Origin of the sequence: Catenulispora sp. EB89, assembly GCF_041261445.1 — a bacterium.
In the GTDB taxonomy this organism is placed as follows: Bacteria; Actinomycetota; Actinomycetes; order Streptomycetales; family Catenulisporaceae; genus Catenulispora.
Genome location: NZ_JBGCCU010000006.1, coordinates 330,362 through 355,368 on the forward strand (window position 1 = coordinate 330,362; position 25,007 = coordinate 355,368).

Genomic DNA, 25,007 nt, shown 5'->3' on the forward strand with positions numbered 1-25,007 from the left:
GCGGTTGTCGGGATTTGGAGTGTGAGCGGCGAGGTTTTCGAGGCTCGCGCTCCGGCGGCGTCCGAGGTCGCACGCTGGGTCGCGAGCCGCCGTGCCACCGGCGCCACCCGAGCCCTGCGAGGAATCCGCCATGCCTGACCATCATGCCCGCCGCATCCGCCGCGACCGCGCCGTCCACGCCGCGGTCGCCCAGGGCCTGCTCGACCCGCAGCGGACGCCGGTGGCGGCGTTCGTCGACGTCGTCGGCATCGCGCGGACGGCGGCGGAGCTGCTGGCGGCCTGGCCGCGCGAGCTGGACGTCCTGCACGCCTTCGCGGCCAAGGCGAACCCGCTGGTGCCGGTCCTGGCGCTGCTGCTGCGGCACGGCCTGGGCTGCGAGGTGAGCAGCCCCGGGGAGCTGGCGCAGGCGCGCGCCGCGGGGTTCCCGGCGTCCCGGATCGTGCTGGACTCCCCGGCGAAGACGCAGGCCGAACTCGCCGAGGCGCTGCGCGACGGCATCGCGCTGAACATCGACAACTTCGAGGAACTGGAGCGCGTGGACCGCCTGGTCGCCGACGGCGCCGTGGCGCTGCGGGCCGGGGTGCGGATCAATCCGCAGGTGGGGATCGGGTCGATCGAGGCCATGTCGACGGCCGGCCGGACCACGAAGTTCGGCATCGCGATGGCCGACCCGGGCAACCGCGAGCGGCTGCTGGCGGCGTACGCGGCGCGTCCGTGGCTGCGCTGGGTCCACGTGCACGTGGGCTCGCAGGGCATCCCGCTGGAGCTGAACGCGGCGGGGGTGGCCGAGGCGGTGCGGTTCGCGCAGGAGGTGAACGCGCGGCGCGAGGGGCAGATCGAGGGCATCGACATCGGTGGCGGGCTGCCGGTGGATTTCAGCGGGGACGAGGACAGTCCCACCTTCGCCGATCACGTGGCGGTGTTGCGGGAGGCCGCGCCGGAGCTGTTCGGCGGGGAGCTGAAGGTGGTCACGGAGTACGGGCGGTCGGTGATGGCGAAGAACGGGTTCATCGCCTCGCGGGTGGAGTACACGAAGACCTCTGGCGGGCGCGCTATAGCGTTGACGCACGCAGGGGCGCAGGTAGCGGCGCGCACTGTGTTCGCGCCCAAGTCGTGGCCGCTGCGGGTGCTGGCGTACGACCGGCACGGGTTGGCGAGTACGGCGGCGCTGGAGGTGCAAGACGTCGCGGGGCCGTGCTGCTTCGCGGGGGATCTGGTGGCGCGGGAGCGGAAGCTGCCGAAGCTCGCCACGGAGGACATCGTGGTGGTGCCGGATACGGGGGCTTACTACTTCTCCTCGCCGTTCCAGTACAACAGTCTGCCGATGCCTCCGGTGTTCGGGTTCGAGGTGTCGGAGGGGGATGTGGTGCGGTTCCATGTGTTGCGCGCCGCGGAGAGTATCGAGGAGCTGGTGGCTCGTAGTGGGGTGCTGCCGGCAGGGCTGCGGTGAGCGGGTTCTCGCTTGTTCTGCGCGGGGGTCTGGTGGCGGATGGGACCGGTGCGCCTTTGGCGGCGCTTGATGTCGGGGTTCTCGGGGGCCGCGTCAGGGTGCTGGCGCCTGGCTGCGTCGCTCAGGCCGACGAGGTTATGGATGTCTCGGGCTTGGTAGTCGCGCCGGGATTCATCGACGCGCATACGCACTCCGATACCGCCTGTATTGACGCTTCTGAACACAGACTGGATAGCTCCCAAGCGTTCGCCTCGGTACTCCAGGGCGTCACGATGGAGATCGCTGGGAACTGCGGCGTTAGCGCTTTTCCCGGAACGTACTCAGGGCTCGCTGCACTCAGTCACGCCCACAACGTCTCCGGACGCTCCAATCACTTGGCTTCCCTCGTAGGGCACGGGACTCTGCGCGCCTTTGTCGTCGGCCATGAGGCACGTCCTGCCACGGCCATGGAGGTCGCGCGTATGGCAGACGCTCTGGATGAAGCTCTGGAGAGCGGAGCTGTTGGGCTCTCCACAGGGCTCATCTATACGCCGGGCTCTTATGCGGATGCTGCGGAGATCACCGCGTTGGCGACCGTCGCCGCACGCCACGGAAAGCCCTACGTAACGCATCTGCGCGATGAGATGTCAGGTGTCGAGAATGCCTTAGAGGAAGCGATCGCTATAGGGCGCGACAGCGGTGCGGCTCTGCACGTGTCGCACCATAAGACGGCCGGGAAGTACGCGTGGGGCCGGACAGAGGTGACGCTGGCGCGACTGGCGCAGCTTCGGGAGTCGGGGATGGATGTCACGTGCGACGTCTATCCGTATACGGCCGGCAGTACGAAGCTGTCGGCGATGCTGCCTCCGTGGGCCCACGACGGCGGCCAGGCGCGGCTGCTGGAGCGGCTGCGCGACCCGGGGCAGCGTGACGCGCTGCGGAAGGCGATCGCCGAGGGCGTGCCCGGCTGGGAGAACACCGTCGGCAACGGCGGCTGGGACCGCATCGTCGTGGCCGGCGCCCCGCGGCACGCCGCGTACCAGGGCCACACCATCGCCGCCCTCGCGGACGCGTCCGGCGCGGACGCCGTCGACCTGGTCGCGGAGCTGCTGCTGAGCGAGGACGGCGACGTGACGATCATCAGCCACTCGATGCGCGAGGACGACGTCCGCCGCGTCCTGGCGGCCCCGTTCGCGATGATCGGCTCCGACGGCGTCCCCACCCAAGGCCGCCCCCACCCGCGCTGGGCCGGCACCTTCGCCCGCGTCCTGGGGCACTACACACGCGAGGCAGGGCTCTTCGACCTGCCGGAGGCGATCCGCAAAATGACCGGCGCGACCGCCACCCGCTTCGGCCTCGCCGAGCGCGGAATCCTGCGCGACGGGGCGCATGCGGACCTGGTGGTGTTCGACCCGGCGCGGGTCGCGGACCGCGCGACGTTCGCCGAGCCGCTGACGCCGCCGGAGGGGGTGCGGCTGGTAGTGGTCGGCGGCACGGTGGCGGTGCGGGACGGGGTGCTGACGGCGGCGCGTGCGGGGCGGGTGGTGGCGGTTTGAGAGGCCATGTGACAGCAGCGGCACTGCCGGGCCTGCTCGCATACTCGGTCCCGGGCTGGGGCGAGCATCGTGCGGATGAAGTGCTGCCGCTGGCGAGCGTCGGCAAGCTCTTGCTCCTCGCATCCGTGGCGCAGGGTTTCGCAGCCGGCACGCTGGACCCCGACGAGCCGATTGCGCTCCTCGACCAGGACTACAGCGCCGGCTCCGGCCTGCTCCTCAAGCTCTCAGCACGCGACTGGACCCTCCTCGACCTCGCCCGCCTCACCGCATCGGTCAGCGACAACACCGCGACCAACGCGCTACTGCGTCGCATCGGGCTGGAGCGGGTGGCGGCGGACACCGCGGCACTCGGCTTGCGGCACACGCGCATCCTGGACCGCATTCGCGAGCCCCGGCTGCCGGAGCATCCGCCGACGTTCGCCGTCGGCACGGCGCGCGAGCTGGCGTCGCTCGTCGGGATCGTCGCCGGCGACCGCGAGTGGGGTCCGCTGCTGATGGAGTGGATGGCCGGCTGCCTGGACCGGAGCATGGTGGCCGCCGCGGTTCCTCACGATCCGGAGGACGCGACCGTCCGCGAACTCCCGCTCAGCAGGCTCTGGGTCGCGAACAAGACCGGCACCGATGCGGGGACGCGGTGCGACGTCGGGGTGGTACGCGGCGCACGGCAGGTTTGCTACGCCGTGCTGTCCCGCTGCTCCGCAGGAGACGAGTTCGCGATGGTGCAGGGGATGCGAACCATCGGGGCCGCGGTGGCGCGGCTGGCGGCTCCCGCAGCCACTACCCCCGGGCGAACCGCACCGCAGTGATGGAGTCGCCGTAACGGCGGCCGTCATCGTGCGCGCAGGCGATGGCAGGGTTCGGGTTCGGCACCACAGGCAGCGCACCCGTGAACCACACCAGCACGTACCGCGTCGTCACCGGATGAGCAGGGCTGAGAACCACCGTCGTCCCGGCCTCGGCGACCCCCGCGACCTTCGTGAACCCGGCCGGCGGCTGGTTCGGGCGGATCCCGGGCACAGCCGTGTCCGAGCCGTCCGCCGTCCACATCTCCAGGCTGGCCCCCGGAACCCCGACGTTCACCGTCACCTCGCCGATGCTGGTGGCGGCACCGAGGTCGAAGACCACGCCTGTGCTCTTGGGAACGCCCTGGTACGTCGCGCGATCCTGGCAGTACTGGTAGGTCTCCCACGCCCCGGTCCCGCTCAGCAACCCCTTCACCGCGTCGCTGCCTTCAAGCCCGTCACCGGAGTCGTAGACGGACACCGCCACCGGCGTGATGCCTTTCGCCGCCGAAGACTCCACCGTCGTCGGGTTCTGCGAGACCTTCGTCTGGCCGGGACCGCCCACCGGCACCGGCGCCTTGGCCGCGCCGCCTCCTCCCTGCATCGCGACCATCGCGGCGACGAGCGCGACCGACAGCACCCCCGCCGCGACCCCGCCTTCGGCCAGCCGATGCCGACGCTGCGCGCGCCGCAGCCGCCCGCGGTCCACCACGACCGCGCCGAGGTGCGCCGTGGCCAGCGCCATCACGTCGTGGAGCTGATCGGCGTCCTGGTCCCCGTCCCCACCCGCTCCCGCTCCCCCTCCGGCGAAACCCTCACTCATCATTCACTCCTCACGTCCGAAGCCATCAGTTCTCGAAGACGCTCCAAACCTCGCGCGGCCTGGGACTTGACGTTGCCGACCGAGCACCGCTGCACGTCGGCGACCTCCCGCACGCTCAGCTCCTCCCAGTACCGCAGCACCACGATCGTCCGCATCCCGTGCGGCAGCTCGTCGAGCGCGCGCAGCAGGCTGTCGCGCAGCGTCACGTCCTCGGCGTGGTCCCCGGAGCCGGGCACCGACGCCGCCGCGCCGTCGGGCCCGGTCGGCAGCGCGACCGTCGGCAGCTGCCGGGCCGAGCGCCAGGCGGCGTGCGCGTTGTTCACGACGATCCGCCGGACGTACGCCTCCGGGCTGTCCATCCGCCGGACCCGCGACCAGCGCGGAAAGGTCTTCTCCAGCGCCGACTGCACCAGGTCCTCGGCGGACTCCCGGGTGCCGACCAGCAGGTAGGCCGTCCGCATCAGGGATTGCGAGCGTACGGCGACGAATTCCTCGAAGCTTCGGAGACGTTCCGTTGTGTCGTGGCCCACCCTGGTTCCGCTCCCGTCGTCCGATCAGCCGTCACTGTCTCAAGTGCGGGAGCGGGGCGGAGGTTGCACGGGCCGCGGAGAATTCAGTGCGCGGCGCGCAGGTTCGCCGCCGTGGAGGCCAGATACGCCAGGAACGAGGCCAGCACCGGGTTCGGATTCGTCGGCCGCGAGGCCACGCCGATCTTGCGGTACAGCCGCGGGCCGGAGATCCGCGTGGTCTCCACGCCGCTGGTGTCGCTGATGCCCAGGCTGGGGATCAGCGCGATGCCGAGACCGGCGCGGACCAGGCCGGTGATGACCTCGTAGTGGTCGCTGCGGCAGCGGATGTTGGGGACGAAGCCCTCCAGCGCGCACGCCCGCTCCAGCACCGACAGCACCGGGGAGCCGGTCCCGAAGCTGGTGATCCACTGCTCGCCGGCCAGCTCGTCCAGCCGGACCCGGCCCCGGCGGCCGGCGGGGTGCCCGGTCGGGACCACCAGGAGCTGCGGGTCGTTGAACAGCTCGCGGACCTCCACGCCCTCCGGCGGCGACCACGGGTCCAGCGCGTGCTCGAACATCACCAGCACGTCGATCTCGCCCTGCTGGACGGCCGGGGCCAGCTCGTGCGGCTGCCCCTCGACCAGGTCCAGCTCCACCGCCGGGTACCGGTGCGCGAAGCGCGACAGCGCCTGCGGCACCAGGCGGCGCCCCGCCGAGGCGAAGTACCCGATGCACAGGTGCCCGGTGTCGGCGCGGGAGTGCGCCATCAGGTCCTTCTCGGCGGCGTCGAGCAGGGCCAGGATCTCCTGGCCGCGCAGCGAGAGGCGGCGGCCGGCGGCGGTCAGGCGCAGGCTCTGCGCCCCGCGCTCGACCAGGCTGACGCCGGCCTCCTTCTCCAGCTGCGAGAGCTGATGCGACACCGCCGACGGGGACAGCTTCAGCTCGCGCGCCGCTCCCGCGATGCTCCCGGACCGGTGGACCTCGGCCAGGATGCGCAGGCGGTGCGTATTGAGCATGCGGGCAGGCTATCCCTTACCTGCCGGGCCCCGTCGCGGCTTCGCCTCCGCCGGCCGCCGAGGCATTTCCTTGCACCAAGGTTCCCTCCTTTGGTGGATCGCCACTCGGCAGGAGGAGGAACCGAGGTGTGCATCCGTCCCCTGCGGGCAGTTCTGCTGCGCGTCACCAGCTGTCACACCCGCCACGGGCGCCAGACGGAAGGAACCGAATGCGCACGCTCCCCCGCCCGCCCGGTTCCCGACGAGCGGCCCGCCTGGCCGGCCTGGCCTGCGCGGTGGCGCTGCTGACCGCGTTGGTGCCGCTGGTCGGCGCCGGACCGGTCCGGGCCGACCGGCGCGACACCAGCGCGCAGTGCGTGCTGCCCAACCCCAGCGGCTGGACCGGCGAGGGCGAGACCACCGACTACAACCAGTTCCAGCGGCCGCAGGGGACGAGGACGGCGGCGATGCTGTTCGTCGACTTCCCGGACGCGCCGGCCACGGAGCCCACCGACGCGTACTACAAGTTCCTGGCCCCGGCGCACGACCTGATGACGCAGTTCTCCGCCGGTGCCGTGGACCTGAGCATCACGCCGGTCAACCACTGGCTGCACATGCCGCAGGACTCGTCCTCGTACGGCTTCGTGCGCGGGATCAGCTGGCCGCAGCAGGCGCTGTACGTGAAGCAGGCCGGGGAGTTGGCGGCGCAGTACGTGGACCTGTCGAAGTTCGACATGATCTACATCGTGCCGCCGAAGAACGCCACGGCCATCACCTTCTCCCCCGCCTACGTCTTCGACCCGAAGCAGCCGAACCTGATCGTGAACGGCAAAGAGATGAAGTGGGGCGTCACCCTCGGGCAGGACATGTACTTCTGGGGCCCGAAGGTGCTCGTGCATGAGACCAGCCACACCTTCGGGCTGCCCGACCTGTACTCGTTCACCGACGCCGACGTGCACCACTGGGTCGGCGGCTTCGACGTCATGGGGAACATCAACGGCGACGCGCCGCACCACTTCGGGTGGGAGGACTGGAAGATCGGGTGGCTGGCCGACTCGCAGGTGGCGTGTCTGGACGCGCCCGGGAAGTTCTCGGTGCGGCTGGACGAGGTGGAGTCGCTCGGCGGGACGAAGATCGCCGTGGTGCGGACCGGGCCGACGACGGCGGACGTCGCCGAATCGCGCCGGCCCTACGGCGTGGACAAGGCGCTGTGCAAGAGCGGCGTCGTCATCTACCAGGTGGACTCCTCGACCATCAGCGGCGACGGGCCGATCCGGGTGCAGGACTCCTCGCCGGAGGCGCCGACCACGACCGCCTGCGACGAGCCCGTGGACTGGGGCGCGTACCAGCCCGGCCAGTCGTTCCACGACGACGCCGCCGGGGTGACGATCTCGGTCGTCTCCGCGTCCTCGACCGGGGACGTGGTGACCGTCACCAAATCTTGATCGGCCGGGGACCGGCCCGCCGGACATAAGGGGAGGCAGGCCAGTACGCTCCTTACGAGGCCGGCCCGCCGGCCGGACGCCCGCCGCCGCAGCCTCCAGGAGTGCCGTGTTCGCGATACCGCTCACCGAAGACGCCGAACTGCGCCCGCTGGAGGTATGGCAGGCCGCGGAGTTCTTCATCCACATCGAACGGGCCCGCGAGCACCTGAACCGCTGGATCGGCTTCGCGGACGCCTGCCCCGACCTGGCATCGGCCCGCGCCATGCTGCAGCGCTACGCGGACCGGCAGGCGGCCGACTCCGGCCGGATCTTCGGCATCTGGTACCGGGGCACGCTGGTCGGCGGCTGCATGTTCCCGCACTTCGACGACCAGAGCGGCACCTGCGAGATCGGCGTCTGGACCGAGCCGGCCGGCCAGGGCCACGGCCTGATCACCGCGGCGGTCGGGCACCTGCTGGACCACGCGCTGATCGAACGCGGGATGGCGCGCGCCGAGTGGCACTGCGATCCGGAGAACGAGCGCAGTTGGGCGGTGGCCAAGCGGATGGGGATGACGGCCGAGGGCACGTTCCGGTCCAGCCATGTGCGCCGCGGGAAGCGGCACGACATGCAGCTCTGGGGGATCCTGCGGGACGAGTGGATCGCGCATCGGGAGGCGGAGAAGTAGGGGCGGTTCGCTTCGCGGAGTCAGGGCCCGAGTCAGAGCCCGAAATCAGGGCTCGAAGACGACGACACGGGCCGGCTTCCGATGGAGGCCGGCCCGTGGTTTCGCAAAGTCCTTACTCGCGGGGACTCGCGCCCCGCCCGCGTCCCTACGGACGCACGATCCCCGCGATCGGCATCTCGCCGATCGGCGCGTACTGCACGCCGGCGCTGGGGTTGGCGGCGTGGATGATGGTGCCGTTGCCGACGTATATGCCCACGTGGTGCATGTCGGAGTAGTACAGCACCAGGTCGCCGGGCTGGATGTTGGACTCGGAGACCTTCGGGAACGCGGCGTACTGGTCGCGCGAACCGTGGTCCATCATCACGCCGGCCTTGCCCCAGGCGGCCATCGTCAGCCCGGAGCAGTCGTAGGCGTTGGGGCCGGCGGCGGCCCAGATGTAGGGCTTGCCCACCTGCGCCTTGGCGAAGGCCACCGCTATCGCCGCGCGGGCGTCGCTGGGGATCGGCAGGTTGCTGATGGTGGACTTGGGCACGTTGCCCGAGGTGGTGTTGACCAGCCGGTTGTACTGCACGCGCTGGGCGGCGGTGAGCTGGTTCAGCAGGTTCGTCGCCTGCTGCTCCTTGGCGTCGATGTCAGACTTCTGCTGCGCCATCAGGTTCCGGGTCTTGGCCAGCATCGCGAGCTCGTCGCTGGCGCTGGCCTTGTCCTGGTTCAGCTGCCGCTGGATCTCCGCGGCGCTGCGCATGGTGGCCATCTTGCCGTCGGTCACCTGGGCCATCATGGTGGCCTGCTGCAGGTAGTTGTCCGGCGACTGCTGGAGCATCAGCTGCAGCGTGCTGTCCACGCCGCCGCTGACGTACTGCGCGGCGGCCAGGCCGCCCAGCGAGCTGCGCGCGGAGTCCAGGGAACCCTGCTCGGCGGTGATGCGGGCCTGCAGCTGGTCCACCTTGTGCTGCAGGTCGCTGAGGCTGATGTTGGCCTCGTTGTAGGCCTCCGCGGCCTGCTCGGCCTGCTGGTGGAGCTTGTCCACCTGCGCCTTCACGTCATTGACGTTCGCATTCGGGTCGGCCTCAGCGGTCGGCAGCAGAGCCACCGAGCCCGCGGCCGCCGTCGCCAGCGTCACCGTCATCGCGGTCCGGGATACCGGAACGTACTTCTTGGGCGCGCGATGGGCCGCTTCCTTGGGCGACGTCACCATGTTTGTAGCCTCCGCTTCACCGTAAGGTTCGCCCCACCATAGCCCCCTAGGGGGAAGGCAGACCAGAAAGTCCCGGCAAAGTCAGCGGGCATGAGACACCGCCGAGCGAGGCGACCGCGCTCTGATACACGGCTGACAAGGCTCGACGCGCTCTGAAAGACTTGATCCGTATATCCCGTCCGACCGCAAGTATTCGCGGAGTGCGTTCATGGCTTTGCCATCCGCCGATCCCCTCGACCACCACTACCGGGGCGAGCACCCGATCCGCACGCTCGCCTACCTCTTCCAGGAGGACCGGGGCCGCCTGGCCCTGGGTGTTTTGGCGTATTTCGTCAAGCACAGCCCCACTTTCCTACTCCCGTTGGTGACCGCTGACGTCATCGACATCGTGGTGAAGCACCGACCGATATCCGGCCTCTGGATCGATTCGGGCATTCTCCTCGTACTGCTCCTGTTCAACCTTCCAGGGCATCTGTTGTATATCCGCTGTTTCAGCCATTCGATCCGGCGCATGGGCGTCCGGCTGCGCTCGGCACTGGTGTGGCGGCTCCAGCACCTCACCATCGGCTATCACGCACGCGTCAGCGCCGGCGTGCTGCAGGCCAAGGTGATCCGCGACGTCGAGGCCATCGAGCAGGCCGCGCAGCAGACCTCGGACAACGGCATCGGCGCGCTGGTGACGATGGTCGGCGCGACGGTCATCATCGCCTTCCGCGACCCGATCTGGCTGCCGGTGTTCGCCGCCCTGGTACCGGTGACGGTGCTGCTGGCGATGGCGCTGCGCAAGCCGATGAAACAGGACAACGAGTCCTTCCGGGAGGAAGTGGAACAACTGTCGTCGCGCGTGGTGGAGATGACCCACCTCATCCCCATCACGCGGGCCCACGGACTCGAGCGCGACGCCTACCGCCGCGTCGACGGCACCCTGCGCCGCGTCCTGGCCGCCGGCCTCCGGCTGGACCTGATCAACGGCACCTTCGGCGCGATGGCCTGGATCGCGCTGAACTTCATGGGCGTGGCGTGCCTCACCGGCGCGGCGTACGCGGCGTACACCGGCGCGCTCGGCACGTCACCGGGCGACGTGGTGATGCTGAGCGCCTTCTTCACCACACTGGTGGGCTCGGTCACGGCACTGATGAACCTGGCCCCGGTCATCACCCGCGGCCTGGCCTCGGTGCGCTCGGTCGGCGAAGTCCTGCAAGCCCCGGACATCGAGGAGAACGAAGGCCGCGAGGTCGTGGAGTCAGTCCGCGGCGAGTTCCGCTTCGAGGCCATGGGCTTCGAGTACCCGGACGCCGACCGCCCGTCGGTGGCGGACTTCGACCTGGTGGTGAGGCCAGGCGAAACGGTCGCCTTCGTCGGCGCGTCCGGCGCGGGCAAGTCGACGGTACTGAACCTGGTCATCGGCTTCATCCGGCCCACCGCGGGCCGCATCCTGCTGGACGGCCGCGACATGGCCGGCCTGGACCTGCGCACGTACCGCAAGCACCTGTCGATCGTGCCGCAGGAGACGACACTGTTCGACGGCACGATCCGCGACAACGTGCTGTACGGCCTCGGCGGCGTCGACGACGAGGAACTGCGCGCGGCGCTGCGCGACGCGAACGCGTTGGAGTTCGTGGAGCGGCTGCCGGAGGGGCTGGACACACGCGTCGGAGAGAAGGGCGCGCGGCTGTCCGGAGGACAGAAGCAGCGGCTGGCGATCGCCCGGGCGCTGGTGCGGGATCCCAGGGTACTGATTCTGGACGAGGCCACATCGGCGCTGGACACACAGTCCGAGCGGCTGATCCAGGAGGCACTGGGGCGGCTGGTGAGCGGGCGGACGACGTTCGTCGTGGCGCACCGGCTGTCGACGGTGCGCAATGCCGACCGGATCGTGGTGATGGAGGGCGGCCGGGTGGTGGAGACCGGGACGCATGAGGAGTTGGTGGCTCGCGGCGGGGCTTATGCGGCTTTGCACGGGGTGCGGGCTTCTTAGGTAGTTGCTGGGTTCGTGGCGGCGGCGGCGAGTTTTGCCGCCGCCACACCCACGTTCGGCGCAATTTCATCGGCGAGTCCCGGGCTGGATCTTGACCGGGCCGGCGGCGGGCGCCGATGCTGGCCGTGATTTTGCGGTCCCGCCCCGTTCCCCCATTCGGCCCCACCGACTTGGCCCCGCCCGCACCCCTGCCTGATCGTGGCCTGCGATGAGCACCTCAGCCGAGCGACGCCTGCCCGCGTGGGCCGGGTGGTCCAATGTCGTCCCGGTGCTGGCGATCGTGCTGCTGGCGTTCACGTGGGGGCGCGATCTGCCGGCGTGGGTGGTGGCCGTCGTCGCGGTCTTCCTGTTCGGGGCGGTGCTGGCCGCCGTGCATCACGCCGAGGTGGTCGCGCACCGGGTCGGGGAGCCGTTCGGGTCGCTGGTGCTGGCGGTCGCGGTGACGGTCATCGAGGTGGCGCTGATCATCACCATGATGACCGCGAAGGGGGCGAAGGGGGCCGGGCTCGCCCGGGACACGGTGTTCGCGGCGGTCATGATCACCTGCAACGGCATCGCGGGACTGTGCCTGCTGCTCGGGGCGCTGAAGCGGGGCCTGGCGCTGTTCAACGCGGACGGGACCTCGACCGTCTTCGGGGCCATCATCACGCTCGCCGGCCTGACCCTGGTGCTGCCGACCTTCACCACCTCGCAGCCCGGCCCGGAGTTCAACGACACCCAGCTCACCTTCGCCGCGCTGGCGTCGATCGCGGTCTACGGGCTCTTCATCAGCGCGCTCACGGTGCGGCACCGGCCCGACTACCTGCCGGTGGACACCGGGAGCGAGGCCGGGGTGCGCGACCAGGACGCCGACTTCACCCTCGACGAACACGGCTACCAGGGCGAGCCCCCGACCGACCGCCAAGCCCTGATCAGCCTGGCCCTCCTGCTCTGCGCCCTGGTCGCCGTCGTCGGCCTGGGCAAGGGCGTCTCCCCGACGATCGAGCGCGGCGTCGACCGGGCCGGGCTGCCGGCCTCGGTGGTCGGCGTCGTCATCGCGCTGATGGTGCTGCTGCCGGAGTCGATCTCGGCGGTCCGCTCGGCGTACCGGGACGAGGTCCAGACCAGCCTGAACCTGGCGCTGGGCTCCGCGATGGCCAGCATCGGGCTGACGATCCCGGCCATCGCCGTGTCCACGGTCTGGCTCTCGACCCCGCTGATCCTCGGCCTGGACGCCAGCCACATGGTGCTGCTGGCGATGACCGTGGCCGTCGGCACCCTGACGTTCGTCCGCGGCCGCGCGACCCTGGTCCAGGGCGGCGCGCACCTCGTCCTGTGCGCCGGATACCTGATCCTCGCGGTCAGTCCCTAGGCTTGCCGAACAGCTCGCGCAGCTCCCGCTTGAGCACCTTGTGGCTCGGCCCCAACGGAAGCGCGTCGACGAACTCCACGCGCCGCGGATACTTGTGACGCCCGAGGTGCTCGTTCCCGTACGCCAGAATCTCCTCAGCCGTCGGAACCCCCTCCCCCGCCACGACGACCGCCACGATCTCCTCCCCGTGCACGTCATCGGGCACGCCGATGACCGCGACCTCGGTCAGCCCCGGCATCCGCAGCAGCGCGTCCTCGACCTCGCGGGGGTAGACGTTGAAGCCGCCGCGGATGATCAGGTCCTTGGTGCGGTCGACGATCGAGATGAACCCGTCCGCGTCCCGCCGCCCCAGGTCGCCGGTCCGGAACCAGCCGTCGACGACCGCCGCCGCGGTGGCCTCCGGGCGTCCGAGGTAGCCGGTGAAGACGTTGTGGCCGCGGATCACGATCTCGCCGAGCTCCCCGCGCGGCAGCAGCGCGATCACGTCGGGGACGTCGGGGTCCGCGATCTCCACGTCCACGCCCCACAGCGGATGGCCGACGGTGCCGGCCCGCGTGCCGATCGAGAGCTGGTTCACCGAGGCCACCGGCGAGGTCTCCGACAGACCGTAGCCTTCGAGCACCTTCGCGCCGAACGCCGCCTCGAAGCGCTCCAGCACCGGCACCGGGAGCGAGGCGCCGCCGGAGACGCAGCGGCGCAGCGTCGGCATCCGCTCGGCGCGCGCCGCCGCCTCGACGAGGGTCACGTACATCGTCGGGACGCCGTGGAAGGTGGTGACGTGTTCCTTGACCATGAGCGCGATGGCGGCGTCGGGGTCGAAGCGCGGCAGCAGGACGACGGTGTGCCCGAGACGCCAGGAGGCGTTCATGCTGACGGTCTGGCCGAAGGTGTGGAACAGCGGCAGGGAGGCCAGGACGATGTCGTCGCGGCGGATCTCGTCGCGGGCGTCGTAGGCGTCGGTGGTCGCGTTCATCACCAGGTTGAGGTGCGACAGGACGGCACCCTTGGGCGTGCCGGTGGTGCCGGACGTGTAGAAGATGACGGCCGGGTCTTCGGGCTTGCGGGTGGCGAACGTGGGCAGCGGCGTGGCCTGCTCGGTCAGCTCCTCCAGACGTCCGCCGGGGCCCACGGTGAGGAGCTTCGCGCCGGTCTGCTTGGCGGCCTTCGACACGGCCTTCGATGCGGTCTCGGCGCACATCGCGTGGGCAATGACGACGGTGGCGCCGCTGTCGCGGAGCACGGTCTCGGCTTCGTCGGCGGTGAGGAGCAGGTGCACGGGCACCACGACGCCGCCCGCGGCGAGGATCGCGTAGTAGGCGCGCGGGAACTCGGCGGTGTTGGGGCACATCAGGGCGACCTTGTCGCCGGGCCGCACGCCTTGTTCGACGAGGGCGCCGGCCTGCTGGAGGACCTGCTGCCAGAGTTCGGCGAAGGTGTAGCGGCGGTCGCCCTCGATGAGCGCGGTGGTGTCGGGGCGGCGCCAGGCCGGTTCGGCGAGGATGCTGGCCAGCGATAGGGAGGTCATGGCTGGGCGCTCGCTTCCTGCCGAGGTGCGGTGGGTGTGGTCAGTGCGGTGGGCGCTGGGTTTCTCGGGGTACCCCGATTCCTCATGATCTCAGAAGGCGCTGACGCCGGTCAGGGCGCGGCCCAGCAGCAGCTTCTGGATCTGGGAGGTGCCTTCGTAAAGGGTCAGGACCCTGGCGTCGCGCAGGTATTTGCCGACCGGGTACTCGTCGATGTAGCCGTAGCCGCCGAAGACCTGGATGGCGTTGTTGGCGGCGCGGACGGCGGCCTCGGAGCAGAAGAGCTTCGCGGTCGAGGCGGCGGTGGCGTAGGGCAGGCCGCGTTCGATGAGGTCGGCGACGCGCCAGACCAGCAGGCGGCCGGCGTCCAGGTCGACGGAGATGTCGGCGAGCATCTCCTGGACCAGCTGGTAGTGCGCGATGGGCTTGCCGAACTGGTCGCGCTGGGTGGCGTACTCGACGGAGGCGTTGAGGCAGGCCTGGATCAGTCCGACGCAGCCGGCGGCGACGGACATGCGGCCCTTGTCGAGGGTGGACATGGCGATCTTGAAGCCCTGGCCGATGTCGCCGAGCCTGGCCGCGTCCGGGACGCGGACGTCTTCCAGGACCAGCTCGGCGGTGGCCTGGCCGCGCAGGCCGAGCTTGCCCTTGATCTCGCGGGCCTGGAAACCGGGGGTGTCGGTGGGCACGAGGAAGGCGGTGATGCCGCGGGGGCCGTCGTCGGGGAGGCCGTCTTTGTTGCCGGTGCGGGCGAAGATGAGGGCGACGTCGGCCCAGGTGCCGTTGGTGATGAAGATCTTCGAGCCGGTGAGGAGCCAGTCGCCGGTCTTCTCGTCGCGGACGGCCCTGGTCTTGAGGTGGCCGGCATCGGAGCCGTTGCCGGGCTCGGTGAGGCCGAAGCAGCCGAGGGCGTCGCCGGCGGTGAGGCGGGGGATCCAGCGGCGCTTCTGGTCCTCGGTGCCGTAGGCGAGCAGGGGCTTGGTGACCAGGCCGAGCGAGACGGAGACGATGCCGCGGACGGCGGTGTCGCCCCGGCCGAGCTCCTCCATGACCAGGCAGTAGGAGAGGTGGTCGCCGCCGGAGCCGCCGTACTCCTCGGGGATGGTCATGCCGAGGAAGCCCAGGTCGCCGAGGCGTTTCACGATGGAGCGGTCGACCGACTCGACCCGGTCCCAGGCGGCGGCGTGCGGGATGAGCTCGCGGTCGGTGAAGTCGGCGGCCAGGGCGCGGATCGCCTCGTGTTCGTCGGTGAGGGACAGGTCCATCGGGCACACCTCGGGGTTGCGGAAACTAGCGCCGGGAGTTTTCTTGAAAGTAGTCGCGAGAAACTAGCGGCGCAAGGTTTGGCAGGGGGATTTACTGGGTTCTCGCAGACGAGGACCCACGGCACGTCCAAGGCATTTCCAGGGAGGCACGGATGGCTCGGCCACGTACGCCGCTGCTCAGCCGCGACGGGATCGTCGCCGCGGCGCTGGCCCTGGTCGACGCCGAGGGGCTGGAGGGGTTGTCGACCCGGCGGCTGGCGGCGGAGTTGGGGGTGAGTGGGCCGAGTTTGTACAACCACGTGGCGACGAAGGATGAGCTGATCGACGCGGTGGTCGACTGCGTGGTCGCGGGGGTGGATGTCTCGGCTTTCGAGGGGTTGGGGTCGGGGAGTTCCCAGGGGTCGGGGAGTTTCGAGGGGTCAGGGCCAGGGAGCACCCGCCCCGGCGGCGAGGAGGAGCCTGCCTGGCGCGGCGCTTTGGCGACGTGGGCGCGTTCGTATCGTGAGGTGCTGGCGGCGCACCCGAACGTGGTCCCCGCGTTGGCACGCGGCTCGGGACGGCGCCCGGCCCAGCTCCACATCGCCGACGCGGTGTTCGGCGGCCTGGTCGACGCCGGCTGGCCGCGCCGCGAGGCGACGAGCATCGGCGCCCTGATGCGCTCGCTGGTGATCGGCTCGGCGCTGGGCTCGTTCGCGGCGAGCTTCCCGGCAGACGCGTCGGTCTACGAGGGCGTCTACCCGCACCTCGACCAGGCGCACCTCCTCGCCGAGCACCAGCGGGAGATCGACGACCGGGCGTTCGAGGTCGGACTCTCGGCCGTGCTCGACGGGCTGGAGATGCGCTTCACGGCGCTGCGTACCGACACGTCTGGCAGCACACGGGCCTAGCCGCGCCACCGCTTGTGAATTCGTGCGCTCGGCACGACCCCGACGCGATTTCACCAACCAGGTTCCCCGCACGCGCCGCTTCCGGCATGCTTCGCGCTGTGGCGGTCACAGACAACGCGGCGACCGGCGGAGCCGACCCCGACGAGCAACCGCCGGACGCCCTCATAGAGGCGACGACTGCGCTGCTGGCAGCGGTCACCGCCATCACCCTCCCCCTGGACCTCGCCACGGCCGAACCGGCCCGCCGCGCCCGCACGGAGATCGAGCACATCCTCAACGCGGCGATCCTCCCCAGACTCCGCACCCCGGACGCGCCACTCCTGTGCGCCCTGGCCGGCCCGACCGGCGTCGGCAAGTCAACGCTGCTGAACGCCCTCGCCGGCGCGACCGTCTCGGCAACGGGGCCGCTACGGCCGACGACGCGGACGCCGGTGCTGGTGTGCAACCCGGCGGATTTGGGCGGCGGGGTGTCGGCGGACGTGGGTGAGGACGGCAGCGGTGATGCTGAAGAACTGCGCGGTCCGGATGGCGGGAACGTTGCGGGCCGCGAGGGCGCGGGGCCGCTTGGCGAGCTGGCTGACGGTGACGAAGCCGGCTCAGACGAGGCGGGTAGCGGGCTGGCGGAGAACGCGAACGCGCTCGGGCCGCCGCCTTCGCCAACACAGCTGGTACCAGTCGAGGAAGCACTGCCTGCGGAGGCGCCGGTCCTGCCGGAGCGGCCGGGGACACAGCTGACAGCCGACGAATCGGTGCCGGCGACCGGCGCGATGGCAGCGGATGCCCCGTTGGTACCGGCCGATGTGTCGGTGCCCGCGGAGGAGCCAGCGATACGCGGCGAGTCACGGTCGGAGGCAGCCCAGACCGAGGCGCACCACGGGAGCGGCGCAGCAGCCCAGGCCGAGGCGGACCGCGAGCACGGCGCGGCGGATCCGGGTGAGGCGGACCGCGAGCACGGCACGGCAAGCCAGGCCAAGGCGGACCGCGAGCACGGCGCGGCGGATCGGGGCGAGGCGGACCGCGAGCATGGCGCGGCAGGCCAGACCGAGGCCGACCGCGAGCACGGTACGGCGGATCGGGCCAAGGCAGATCGCGAGCGCGGCGCGGCGGATCGGGCCGAGACAGATCGCGAGCACGGCACGGCAGGCCAGGCCGAGGCAGACCGCCAGCGCGGCGCGGCAAGCCAGACCGAGGACGACCGCGAGCGCGGTACGGCGGATCGGGCCGAGGCAGATCGCGAGCACGGCACGGCAGGCCAGGCCGAGGCGGACCGCGAGCGTGGCGCGGCGGATCGGGCTGACGCGAATCGCGGGCACGGCGCGGCGGGATTGGGTGCGCGGGTGGGGTCGGAGCTGGCTTCTCTGCTTTCTTCCCCCCTCCCCTCCCCCTCCCTCCCTCGTGGTGTCGCGCTGGTGGACACGGTTGATGGCGACGTGGCGGTCGTCGGGGCCGCGGACGTCGTTGTGGTGGTCGTGAGCGCGGAGCGCTATGCGGATGCTGCGGTGTGGCGGGTGTTGCGGCGGGTTCTCGCTTCGGGGGCTCCGATCGTTGTGGTGTTGGGGCGGGTTTCGGTGGAGGTCGCGGAGGAGGTTGCTGCGGCCTTTGTCGAGTTGTTGCGGGTGAATGGGTTGGGGGCGGTTCCCTTCTTCGTGGTGGAGGAGGTTCGGGGTGGGCAGGCGGGGACGCAGCACGGATCGCAGAGTGAAGCGCATAGCCGACCCCAGAACATGGTGCTCGGCGTGTCGCAGGGCGCTGGCGACACGCAGCAGCCCGGAGGCGGCTCGGAGCCGGGCACAGCACAGCGTGACGAGCGAGGCCTGGGCGACGCGGAGCAGGGCATTGAGCAGGCCGGGGGCGGATCGGGGCCAGCGGCGGAACTTGGTGGGGACGGGGCGGCGCGGGACGCTGGGAGTGCGGGCGCGGCCGTGAGTGCGGGTGGGGACGGTGGGGTGGGCACGGGTGTCGGGGTGGGCGAGAAGGGGGCCCGGGCCCGGGGCGCGGTCCTTGGCGGCAGCGGTGCTCTCGGCGTGGACGGAGGGCAGGGTGAGAGCGGGGCTGGGGTTGGGGGTGGCGCCCCGGGCGAGGGCGGCTATGGGGACGGCGGGCCTGAGCGCTCGGGGCCTGCCGGGGAGACGGGGATTGGGGCTGCGGGTGGGTCTGCGTGGGGCCCGGGTTCCGGGGGTGAGTCTGGCCCGGGTTCCGGGGGTGGGTCTGACCCGGGGTCCGGCGGTGAGCCTGGGCCGGGGTCTGGGTTGGGGTCGGGTTCCGGGGCCGGGGCGGGTGTGGGTGTGCGGATGGGGGCTTTGGGCGAATCCGGGGCAGGGGCTCGTGGTGGAGCTGAGGCTCCGTCTCGGTCTGCGCCGGTGGTCGTCGACGAGACCCCGCTGGTGCCGGAGGCGGCGGTGGCGGGGCTGCGAGGGTGGCTCAGGGACGCGGGGGCGGACACCGCGGGGCGGGGGCGGATCGGGATGCTCGGGGTGGCCGGGCGGCTCGATTCCGTTGACAGGCTCGTGGGTGAGCTTGCTGATGCCTGGGAGGGGCAGCGGCTTGCTCTACAGGTATTGCATCAGGGTTTGGAGAGAGTGCATACCGCTGAACGGGTGAGGTTTCGGGGTGCGGTGGATGGTGGGGAGTTGTTGGGGGGTGAGGTGCGGATCCGGTGGCAGGAGTTGTTGGGTTCGGGGCGTGTCAGTGCCCTGTTCGAGGCGGAGGATGCCGGGCGGAAGCGCAAGAGGCGCAAGAAGGCTGAGCCGGACTGGAGCGCGCGCTTTCACAACCCGGCGGCGCATGACGCCACCACCGCACCGCTGCGCGCTGCGCTCGTGGAGGCCGTGGCACGCGGGTATCGCGCCGCGTTGGAGCGGGCCGCGCGCAAGACCGTCGACCAGTGGGAGCTGACGCCGGGCGCGCCGGAGCCGGGGCCGGTCGACGACGCCACGCGGCGGGCCACCGATCCGGCGCGGGCCGCCGCTGAGTGGCTTGATCATCTGCCGACGCTCATCCTCGACCAGGGACACTCGCGGCGGACGACGCGCACGATCGGGCCGGCGGGTGCGCATATCCGCAGTGCGGCGTTGGTGTTGGGGGTCGCGGCGCTGGCGGGGAACGAGACCGGCAATGGGGAGGCCGATCCCGCTGCGACCGCCGCTCAGGGGCTCCTGCGCACCATGTTCGGGCACGAAGACGCCGACCGTCTCCTGACGACGGCCACCACCGCGCTCAAAGACGGCAACGCACGCCTGCTCGACCGTGCCTGCGAACCCCACCACACGCAGCTGGCCGCCTACACCCTCGACCCCCGCCAGGCCCAGGCACTCGCCGAGGCCCGCGCGGCGGTGGCTCGGGCCCGGAACGAGGGAGACTGAGATGGGCGAAGGCGATATGGGGATCGTGGACGTTGAGGCCAGGCAGGAGCCGGAGGCCGCGCCCGATCGCCCGCGCGCTCCGATGCCGGCGATCGGTGGTGGGTCGAGGGTCCTCACCGGGCGGCTGGGCCGGCTCGAAGCTCTTCTGAAGGAGACCGACCAGCGCCTGTCCGACTTCACCGCGCAGGAGGCGGACCGCATTCTGCGACGCGTCCACGAGCGCATCGCCCTGTCCCCCGACCACGTCGTGACCGCCATCGCGGGGGCGACGGGCAGTGGCAAGTCGTCGCTCTTCAATGCCCTGATCCGCTTCGAACTCGCTCCGGTCGGCGCCGTACGACCGACTACCACGACCGGTCTGGCCTGCATCTGGGATCCCGAGCACGCCGAAGCCGCCGCCGCGCTCCTGGACCGCATCGGCGTCGCGACGAATAACAGGATGCTGCGAGGGTCGTTGCTGGATGGAGCCAGTCGAAGTGCGGAGCCGGAACTCACGCCGCTGGTCTTGATAGACCTGCCAGATCATGACTCGGCGGTCCGCGCGCACCGCGACGATACCGACAAGGCCACCGCCGCCGCCGACCTGCTCCTGTTCGTCACCGACCCGCAGAAGTACGCCGACGCCTCCTGGCACGAGCGCTACCTCCGCCACCTCAGCCACCACCAGGAGACGCTGGTCGTCGTCCTGAACAAGAGCGACGAGCTGTCGGCGAACGACGCGCGAGCGTGCGCCGAGGATCTTGGAAGGATCCTCACTGAATCAGGGCTCACCGACGTGCCGATTCTCCTGACGTCGACGCGCACCGGCGAGGGTCTGCAACAACTCAGAGAGCTGATAGTCACCCGCGTCCGCCGGAAACAAGCCGCCCTCCTGCGCAGCGAGGCGGACGTCGACCGCGCCGCCACGCTCATCGCCGCCGAGCTCGCACCCCGGGACGGCCGCGCGCCGGAAAGCCTTTCGCCGCAAGCGAAATCCGCCGCGCTCCTGGCCATCGGCGACAGCACCAGCATGCAGGCTTTGTCAGACCTCATCGACGCCACCTACCGCCGCCGCGCCGCGGCCGTCACCGGCTGGCCGGTCCGGCACGCCGTCATGACCCTGATATCCCGTCTCCGGGGCGGCGAGGCGGCCCGCTACACCCCCTGGGCCGGTGCCGTGGCCGGCGAGCCCGCGCCGCCGCCGATCCAGCACGGGGATGTCGAGCACGCCGTCGCGGACGCCGTGGACCGGGTCGCCGAGAGCATGCCAGCGCCGTGGGCCAAGGAGATGCGGCGCATCGGGGATCGCTGCGTCAGGAGCCTGTCGGAGACGCTGGACGCCACGCTGTCGGGCACGGAGGTCGGGCCGCGGCTGGTCCCCCGCTGGTGGACCACCGTGCAGGTGCTGCACTGGATGCTGATGACCGCGGCGCTCGTCGGCGTCGGTGGCGCCATCGCCTACGCCGCGTCCGGCGGCGGCGGGGACTCAAGCCTGCCGGACACCGGTCCGGTGCCGTTCCCGCTGCTCGTGGCGGTCGTGGCCCTCGTCGCCGGGGCGCTGGTGGACCTGGCGTGCCGTCCGGCCGCACGGCGGGCCGCCGCGCGGCTGCGGGTGAAAGTGGCCGAACGCATGACCGAAAGGGTGCGGGGCGCGGCCGAACAACTGCTGTTCACACCGCTCGTCGCGGAACATGAACGGTATGTCAGAGCATGGATCCTGACTCAGGGACTTGTCAGGAAGACTTGAGAAAAGAGCGTGCCCCTGCCCGGCGGGGGGCAGGGGCACCTCCATTCTAAGTACCCTTATTCAGGGAGAGAAGCCACTCCCGGGGCCAGGAATCGGTGGCCGGTCACGATTTCCGACACCCCGGCGCGGTCCAGGTACGGCGTGATGCCGCCGAGGTGGAACGGCCAGCCCGCACCGAGCAGCATGCACAGGTCGATGTCCTGCGCCTCGCCGACCACGCCCTCGCTGAGCATCAGGTCGATCTCCTGCGCCATCGCCTTCAGGGCGCGGTCGCGGAGCTGCTCCTCGGTCGAGGGCGAGTCGCCGGGCTGGAACAGCTCCAGGACCTCCGGGTCGATGACCGGGACGCCGGTGTCCCACTTGTAGATCGCCTTCTTGCCGGCCGCGACCAGCTTCGCCAGGTTCGGCGAGACCTGGAAGCGGTCCGGGAAGGCGGTGTGCAGGGTCTCGGCGACGTGCAGCGCGACCGCCGGGCCGACCAGCTCCAGGAGCACGAACGGCGACATCGGCAGGCCCAGGGGCTCCAGCGCGCGGTCCGCGACGTCGATCGGCGTGCCCTCGTCCACCGCCGCGGTGACCTCGCCCAGGAAGCGGGTCAGCAGCCGGTTCACGACGAACGCCGGGGCGTCCTTGACCAGCACGCAGGACTTCTTCAGGGTCTTGCCGACCGCGAAGGCCGTGGCCAGCGAGGCGTCGTCGGTCTGCTCGGCGCGCACGATCTCCAGCAGCGGCAGCACGGCCACCGGGTTGAAGAAGTGGAAGCCGACGACCCGCTCCGGGTGCTGGAGCTTGGAGGCCATCTCGGTGACCGACAGCGAGGAGGTGTTCGTGGCCAGCACGCAGTCCTCCCGGACCACGGCCTCGACCTCGGCGAACACCTGCTGCTTGACCGACATCTCCTCGAACACGGCCTCGATGACCAGGTCCGCGTCGGCGAACGCGTCCTTGGTCAGCGAGCCGGACACCAGTGCCTTGAGACGGTTCGCCTGGTCCTGGTTGAGGCGGCCCTTGAGCTGGAGCAGACCGATCTGCTCGTGCACGTAGCCGACGCCCTTGTCCACGCGCTCCTGGTCGATGTCGGTCATCACGACCGGTACCTGCAGCCGCTGCACGAACAGCAGCGCGAACTGCGAGGCCATCAGGCCCGCGCCGACCACGCCGACCTTGGTCACCGGCCGTGCCAGGTCCTTGCTCGGCGCGCCGAACGGCTTCTTCGCACGCTTCTGAGTCAGGTTGAACGCGTACAGGCCGGCCCGCAGCTCGTTCGTCATGATCAGGTCGGCGAGCGCCTCGTCCTCGAGCGCGAAGCCCTCGTCGTTCGAGCCGGTGGCCATCTTCTCGATGATGTCCAGGGCGCGGTACGGGGCCGGGGCGGCGCCGTGCACCTTCGAATCAGCGACCTGACGTCCGCGGGCCACGGCGGCGGCGTAGTCCTCGGCCGTGAACTGCTTGCGTTCAATGGCGATCGAGCCGTTGATGACCTGCTCGGCCCACGCCAGCGACTCCTCCAGGAAGGCGACCGGCTCGAACATCACGTCGGCGATCCCGAGCTCGAAGGCCTTGGGGCCCTTGAGCATCCGGTTCTGCGACAGCGCGTTGTCGATGATGACGGTGACCGCGGCGTCCGGGCCGATCAGCTTCGGCAGCAGCGTGCAGCCGCCCCAGCCGGGGACCAGGCCGAGGAAGCACTCGGGGAAGGCCAGCGCCGGGACGCCGGAGGAGATGCTGCGGTAGGTGCAGGCCAGCGCGACCTCGACGCCGCCGCCCATGGCCGCGCCGTTGACGAACGCGAAGGAGGGCACCGGCAGCGCGGACAGGCGCTTGAAGGTGTCGTGGCCGGCCTTGGCGATGGCCAGGGCCTGGTCGCGGTTCTTCACGACCTCGACGCCCTTGAGGTCGGCGCCGACGGCGAAGATGAACGGCTTGCCGGTGACCCCGACGCCGACGATCTCGCCGTTCTTGGCCGCGGCCTCGACCGTGTCAATGGCCTGACCCAGCTGCACGAGGCCGCCGGGGCCGAACGTGTTCGGCTTGGTGTGGTCGAAGCCGTTGTCCAGCGTGATCAGCGCGAACCTGCCGGAGTGGCCGGGCAGGTCGAAGAACTGGACCGGCGCCTTGGTGACGACCTCGTCCGGGAAGAGCTCCGTGGCCAGAGCTGTCAGGTCCTGAGTCACTTCGACTCTCCGTTCCAGTGCGGGTTCTCCCAGATGACCGTGCCGCCCATGCCGATACCCACACACATCGAGGTCAGGCCGTAGCGGACCTCGGGGTGCTCCTCGAAGTGCTGCGCCAGCTGGGTCATCAGCCGGACGCCGGAGGAGGCCAGCGGGTGGCCCATGGCGATGGCGCCGCCGAAGGGGTTCACGCGCTCGTCGTCGTCGGCGATGCCGAAGTGGTCGAGGAAGGCCACGACCTGCACCGCGAAGGCCTCGTTCAGTTCGAACAGGCCGATGTCCTCGATGGTCAGGCCGGCCTTGGCCAGGGCCTTCTCGGTGGCCGGGACCGGGCCGATGCCCATGACCTCCGGCTCGACGCCGACGTAGGCGTAGGACACCAGGCGCATGCGGACCGGCAGGCCCAGCTCCTCGGCGACGTCCTCGGCGGCCAGCAGGCACGCGGTGGCGCCGTCGTTGAGGCCGGCGGCGTTGCCAGCGGTGACGCGGCCGCGGACCCGGAAGGGGGTCTTCAGCGCGGCGAGGTCCTCGACGGTGGTGCCGGGGCGGGGCGGCTCGTCGGCGGTGACCAGGGCGTAGCCGTTCTCGGCGTGCCGGGCGGACATCGGGACCAGGACGTCCTGGAACTTGCCGGCGGCCAGGGCCTTGGCGTACTTCTCCTGGGACGCGGCGGCGAAGGCGTCGCAGCGCTCCTTGGTCAGCTCCGGGTAGCGGTCGTGCAGGTTCTCCGCGGTGGAGCCCATGACCAGCGCCGAGGGGTCGACCAGCTTTTCGGCGACGATCCGCGGGTTGGGGTCGACGCCCTCGCCCATCGGGTGCCGGCCCATGTGCTCGACGCCGCCGGCGACGACCACGTCGTAGGCGCCGAAGGCGATGCCGCCGGCGGTGGTGGTGACGGCGGTCATCGCACCGGCGCACATGCGGTCGATGGAGTAGCCGGGGACGGTCTTCGGCAGGCCCGCGAGCAGCCCCGCGACCCGCCCCAGGGTCAGGCCCTGGTCGCCGATCTGGGTGGTGGCGGCGATCGCCACGTCGTCCACGCGGTCGGCCGGGAGCTGCGGATTGCGCTGCAGCAGCTCGCGGATGCAGCGGATGACCAGGTCATCCGCCCGGGTCTCGGCATACACGCCCTTGGGGCCCGCCTTGCCGAACGGGGTACGGACGCCGTCGACGAAGACTACTTGTCGGACGGCCCTCTGGGTCTGAGGCACGTTGGCTCTCCTCCACGCGGAACGGTTCTGCGACCATGCTACTCACGAGTAACAAGGTTCGGCGAGCGCGGGGTGAGGTGAGTGCGGTCACGGGGTGGTCGGGAGACGGAAGTGCGGCCCGCTTGG

General features: G+C 70.9%; 18 protein-coding genes. 10 read left to right on the forward strand and 8 right to left on the reverse strand.

The window, feature by feature from the left end:
- The first annotated feature begins 130 nt into the window (after window positions 1-130).
- The 3 genes from ABH920_RS15855 to ABH920_RS15865 all read left to right on the forward strand — a co-directional run bounded on the left by ABH920_RS15855 (window position 131) and on the right by ABH920_RS15865 (window position 3,791).
- Window positions 131-1,450 (forward strand): diaminopimelate decarboxylase, encoded by a 1,320-nt coding sequence (locus ABH920_RS15855; RefSeq protein WP_370349735.1) that lies wholly within the window; start codon window positions 131-133, stop codon window positions 1,448-1,450.
- Window positions 1,451-1,587: 137 nt separating this feature from the next.
- The gene (locus tag ABH920_RS15860) at window positions 1,588-2,985 is read left to right on the forward strand and encodes an amidohydrolase family protein (RefSeq protein WP_370349736.1); all 1,398 of its coding nucleotides are present in this window, start codon (window positions 1,588-1,590) and stop codon (window positions 2,983-2,985) included.
- Between the two features lie 8 nt (window positions 2,986-2,993).
- A complete protein-coding gene (locus ABH920_RS15865; RefSeq protein WP_370349737.1) occupies window positions 2,994-3,791 on the forward strand; it encodes a serine hydrolase in 798 nt (265 codons plus the stop codon).
- Here the strand turns inward: ABH920_RS15865 and ABH920_RS15870 are convergent.
- From ABH920_RS15870 to ABH920_RS15880, 3 genes are all read right to left on the reverse strand, one after another.
- Complete coding sequence (locus ABH920_RS15870) at window positions 3,763-4,590, reverse strand: hypothetical protein (protein WP_370349738.1); 828 nt, start codon at window positions 4,588-4,590, stop codon at window positions 3,763-3,765. The genes ABH920_RS15865 and ABH920_RS15870 overlap by 29 nt on opposite strands.
- Window positions 4,590-5,120: a SigE family RNA polymerase sigma factor gene (locus ABH920_RS15875; RefSeq protein ID WP_370349739.1), complete on the reverse strand. Its 531-nt coding sequence runs from the start codon at window positions 5,118-5,120 to the stop codon at window positions 4,590-4,592. The genes ABH920_RS15870 and ABH920_RS15875 overlap by 1 nt, the downstream gene beginning before the upstream one ends.
- Before the next feature lie 83 nt (window positions 5,121-5,203).
- Complete coding sequence (locus ABH920_RS15880) at window positions 5,204-6,115, reverse strand: LysR family transcriptional regulator (protein ID WP_370349740.1); 912 nt, start codon at window positions 6,113-6,115, stop codon at window positions 5,204-5,206.
- A 209-nt stretch (window positions 6,116-6,324) separates the two neighbouring features.
- Between ABH920_RS15880 and ABH920_RS15885 the strand changes: the two genes are divergently transcribed.
- The gene (locus ABH920_RS15885) at window positions 6,325-7,539 is read left to right on the forward strand and encodes a peptidase M6 (RefSeq protein WP_370349741.1); all 1,215 of its coding nucleotides are present in this window, start codon (window positions 6,325-6,327) and stop codon (window positions 7,537-7,539) included.
- A 106-nt stretch (window positions 7,540-7,645) separates the two neighbouring features.
- Window positions 7,646-8,206 (forward strand): GNAT family N-acetyltransferase, encoded by a 561-nt coding sequence (locus tag ABH920_RS15890; RefSeq protein ID WP_370349742.1) that lies wholly within the window; start codon window positions 7,646-7,648, stop codon window positions 8,204-8,206.
- Between the two features lie 145 nt (window positions 8,207-8,351).
- Here the strand turns inward: ABH920_RS15890 and ABH920_RS15895 are convergent, their stop codons facing one another.
- Window positions 8,352-9,404, reverse strand: coding sequence for an NlpC/P60 family protein (locus tag ABH920_RS15895; RefSeq protein WP_370349744.1), 1,053 nt, complete (start codon window positions 9,402-9,404; stop codon window positions 8,352-8,354).
- A 208-nt stretch (window positions 9,405-9,612) separates the two neighbouring features.
- Here ABH920_RS15895 and ABH920_RS15900 point away from each other — a divergent pair, with 208 nt between their 5' ends.
- Window positions 9,613-11,382, forward strand: a complete 1,770-nt coding sequence (locus ABH920_RS15900) for an ABC transporter ATP-binding protein (protein ID WP_370349745.1) — start codon at window positions 9,613-9,615, stop codon at window positions 11,380-11,382.
- Between the two features lie 208 nt (window positions 11,383-11,590).
- On the forward strand, window positions 11,591-12,733 hold the full coding sequence (locus ABH920_RS15905; protein ID WP_370349746.1) for a calcium:proton antiporter: 1,143 nt from the start codon (window positions 11,591-11,593) through the stop codon (window positions 12,731-12,733).
- Here the strand turns inward: ABH920_RS15905 and ABH920_RS15910 are convergent.
- Together ABH920_RS15910 and ABH920_RS15915 are read right to left on the reverse strand one after the other, a co-directional pair.
- A complete protein-coding gene (locus tag ABH920_RS15910; RefSeq protein WP_370349747.1) occupies window positions 12,723-14,258 on the reverse strand; it encodes a long-chain fatty acid--CoA ligase in 1,536 nt (511 codons plus the stop codon). The genes ABH920_RS15905 and ABH920_RS15910 overlap by 11 nt on opposite strands.
- Before the next feature lie 90 nt (window positions 14,259-14,348).
- Entirely contained in the window at window positions 14,349-15,521 is a 1,173-nt protein-coding gene (locus ABH920_RS15915; protein ID WP_370349748.1) for an acyl-CoA dehydrogenase family protein, read from the reverse strand.
- Between the two features lie 152 nt (window positions 15,522-15,673).
- Between ABH920_RS15915 and ABH920_RS15920 the strand changes: the two genes are divergently transcribed.
- The 3 genes from ABH920_RS15920 (at window position 15,674) to ABH920_RS15930 (ending at window position 21,496) form a co-directional block, all read left to right on the forward strand.
- Complete coding sequence (locus ABH920_RS15920) at window positions 15,674-16,408, forward strand: TetR/AcrR family transcriptional regulator (RefSeq protein ID WP_370349749.1); 735 nt, start codon at window positions 15,674-15,676, stop codon at window positions 16,406-16,408.
- Window positions 16,409-16,506: 98 nt separating this feature from the next.
- Window positions 16,507-19,770, forward strand: coding sequence for a GTPase (locus ABH920_RS15925; protein WP_370349750.1), 3,264 nt, complete (start codon window positions 16,507-16,509; stop codon window positions 19,768-19,770).
- Between the two features lies 1 nt (window position 19,771).
- Complete coding sequence (locus ABH920_RS15930; RefSeq protein WP_370349751.1) at window positions 19,772-21,496, forward strand: GTPase; 1,725 nt, start codon at window positions 19,772-19,774, stop codon at window positions 21,494-21,496.
- A gap of 56 nt (window positions 21,497-21,552) precedes the next feature.
- Here the strand turns inward: ABH920_RS15930 and ABH920_RS15935 are convergent, their stop codons facing one another.
- Window positions 21,553-23,670, reverse strand: a complete 2,118-nt coding sequence (locus ABH920_RS15935) for a 3-hydroxyacyl-CoA dehydrogenase NAD-binding domain-containing protein (protein WP_370349752.1) — start codon at window positions 23,668-23,670, stop codon at window positions 21,553-21,555.
- The gene (locus ABH920_RS15940) at window positions 23,667-24,881 is read right to left on the reverse strand and encodes an acetyl-CoA C-acyltransferase (RefSeq protein WP_370349753.1); all 1,215 of its coding nucleotides are present in this window, start codon (window positions 24,879-24,881) and stop codon (window positions 23,667-23,669) included. The genes ABH920_RS15935 and ABH920_RS15940 overlap by 4 nt, the downstream gene beginning before the upstream one ends.
- Window positions 24,882-25,007 lie beyond the last annotated feature (126 nt).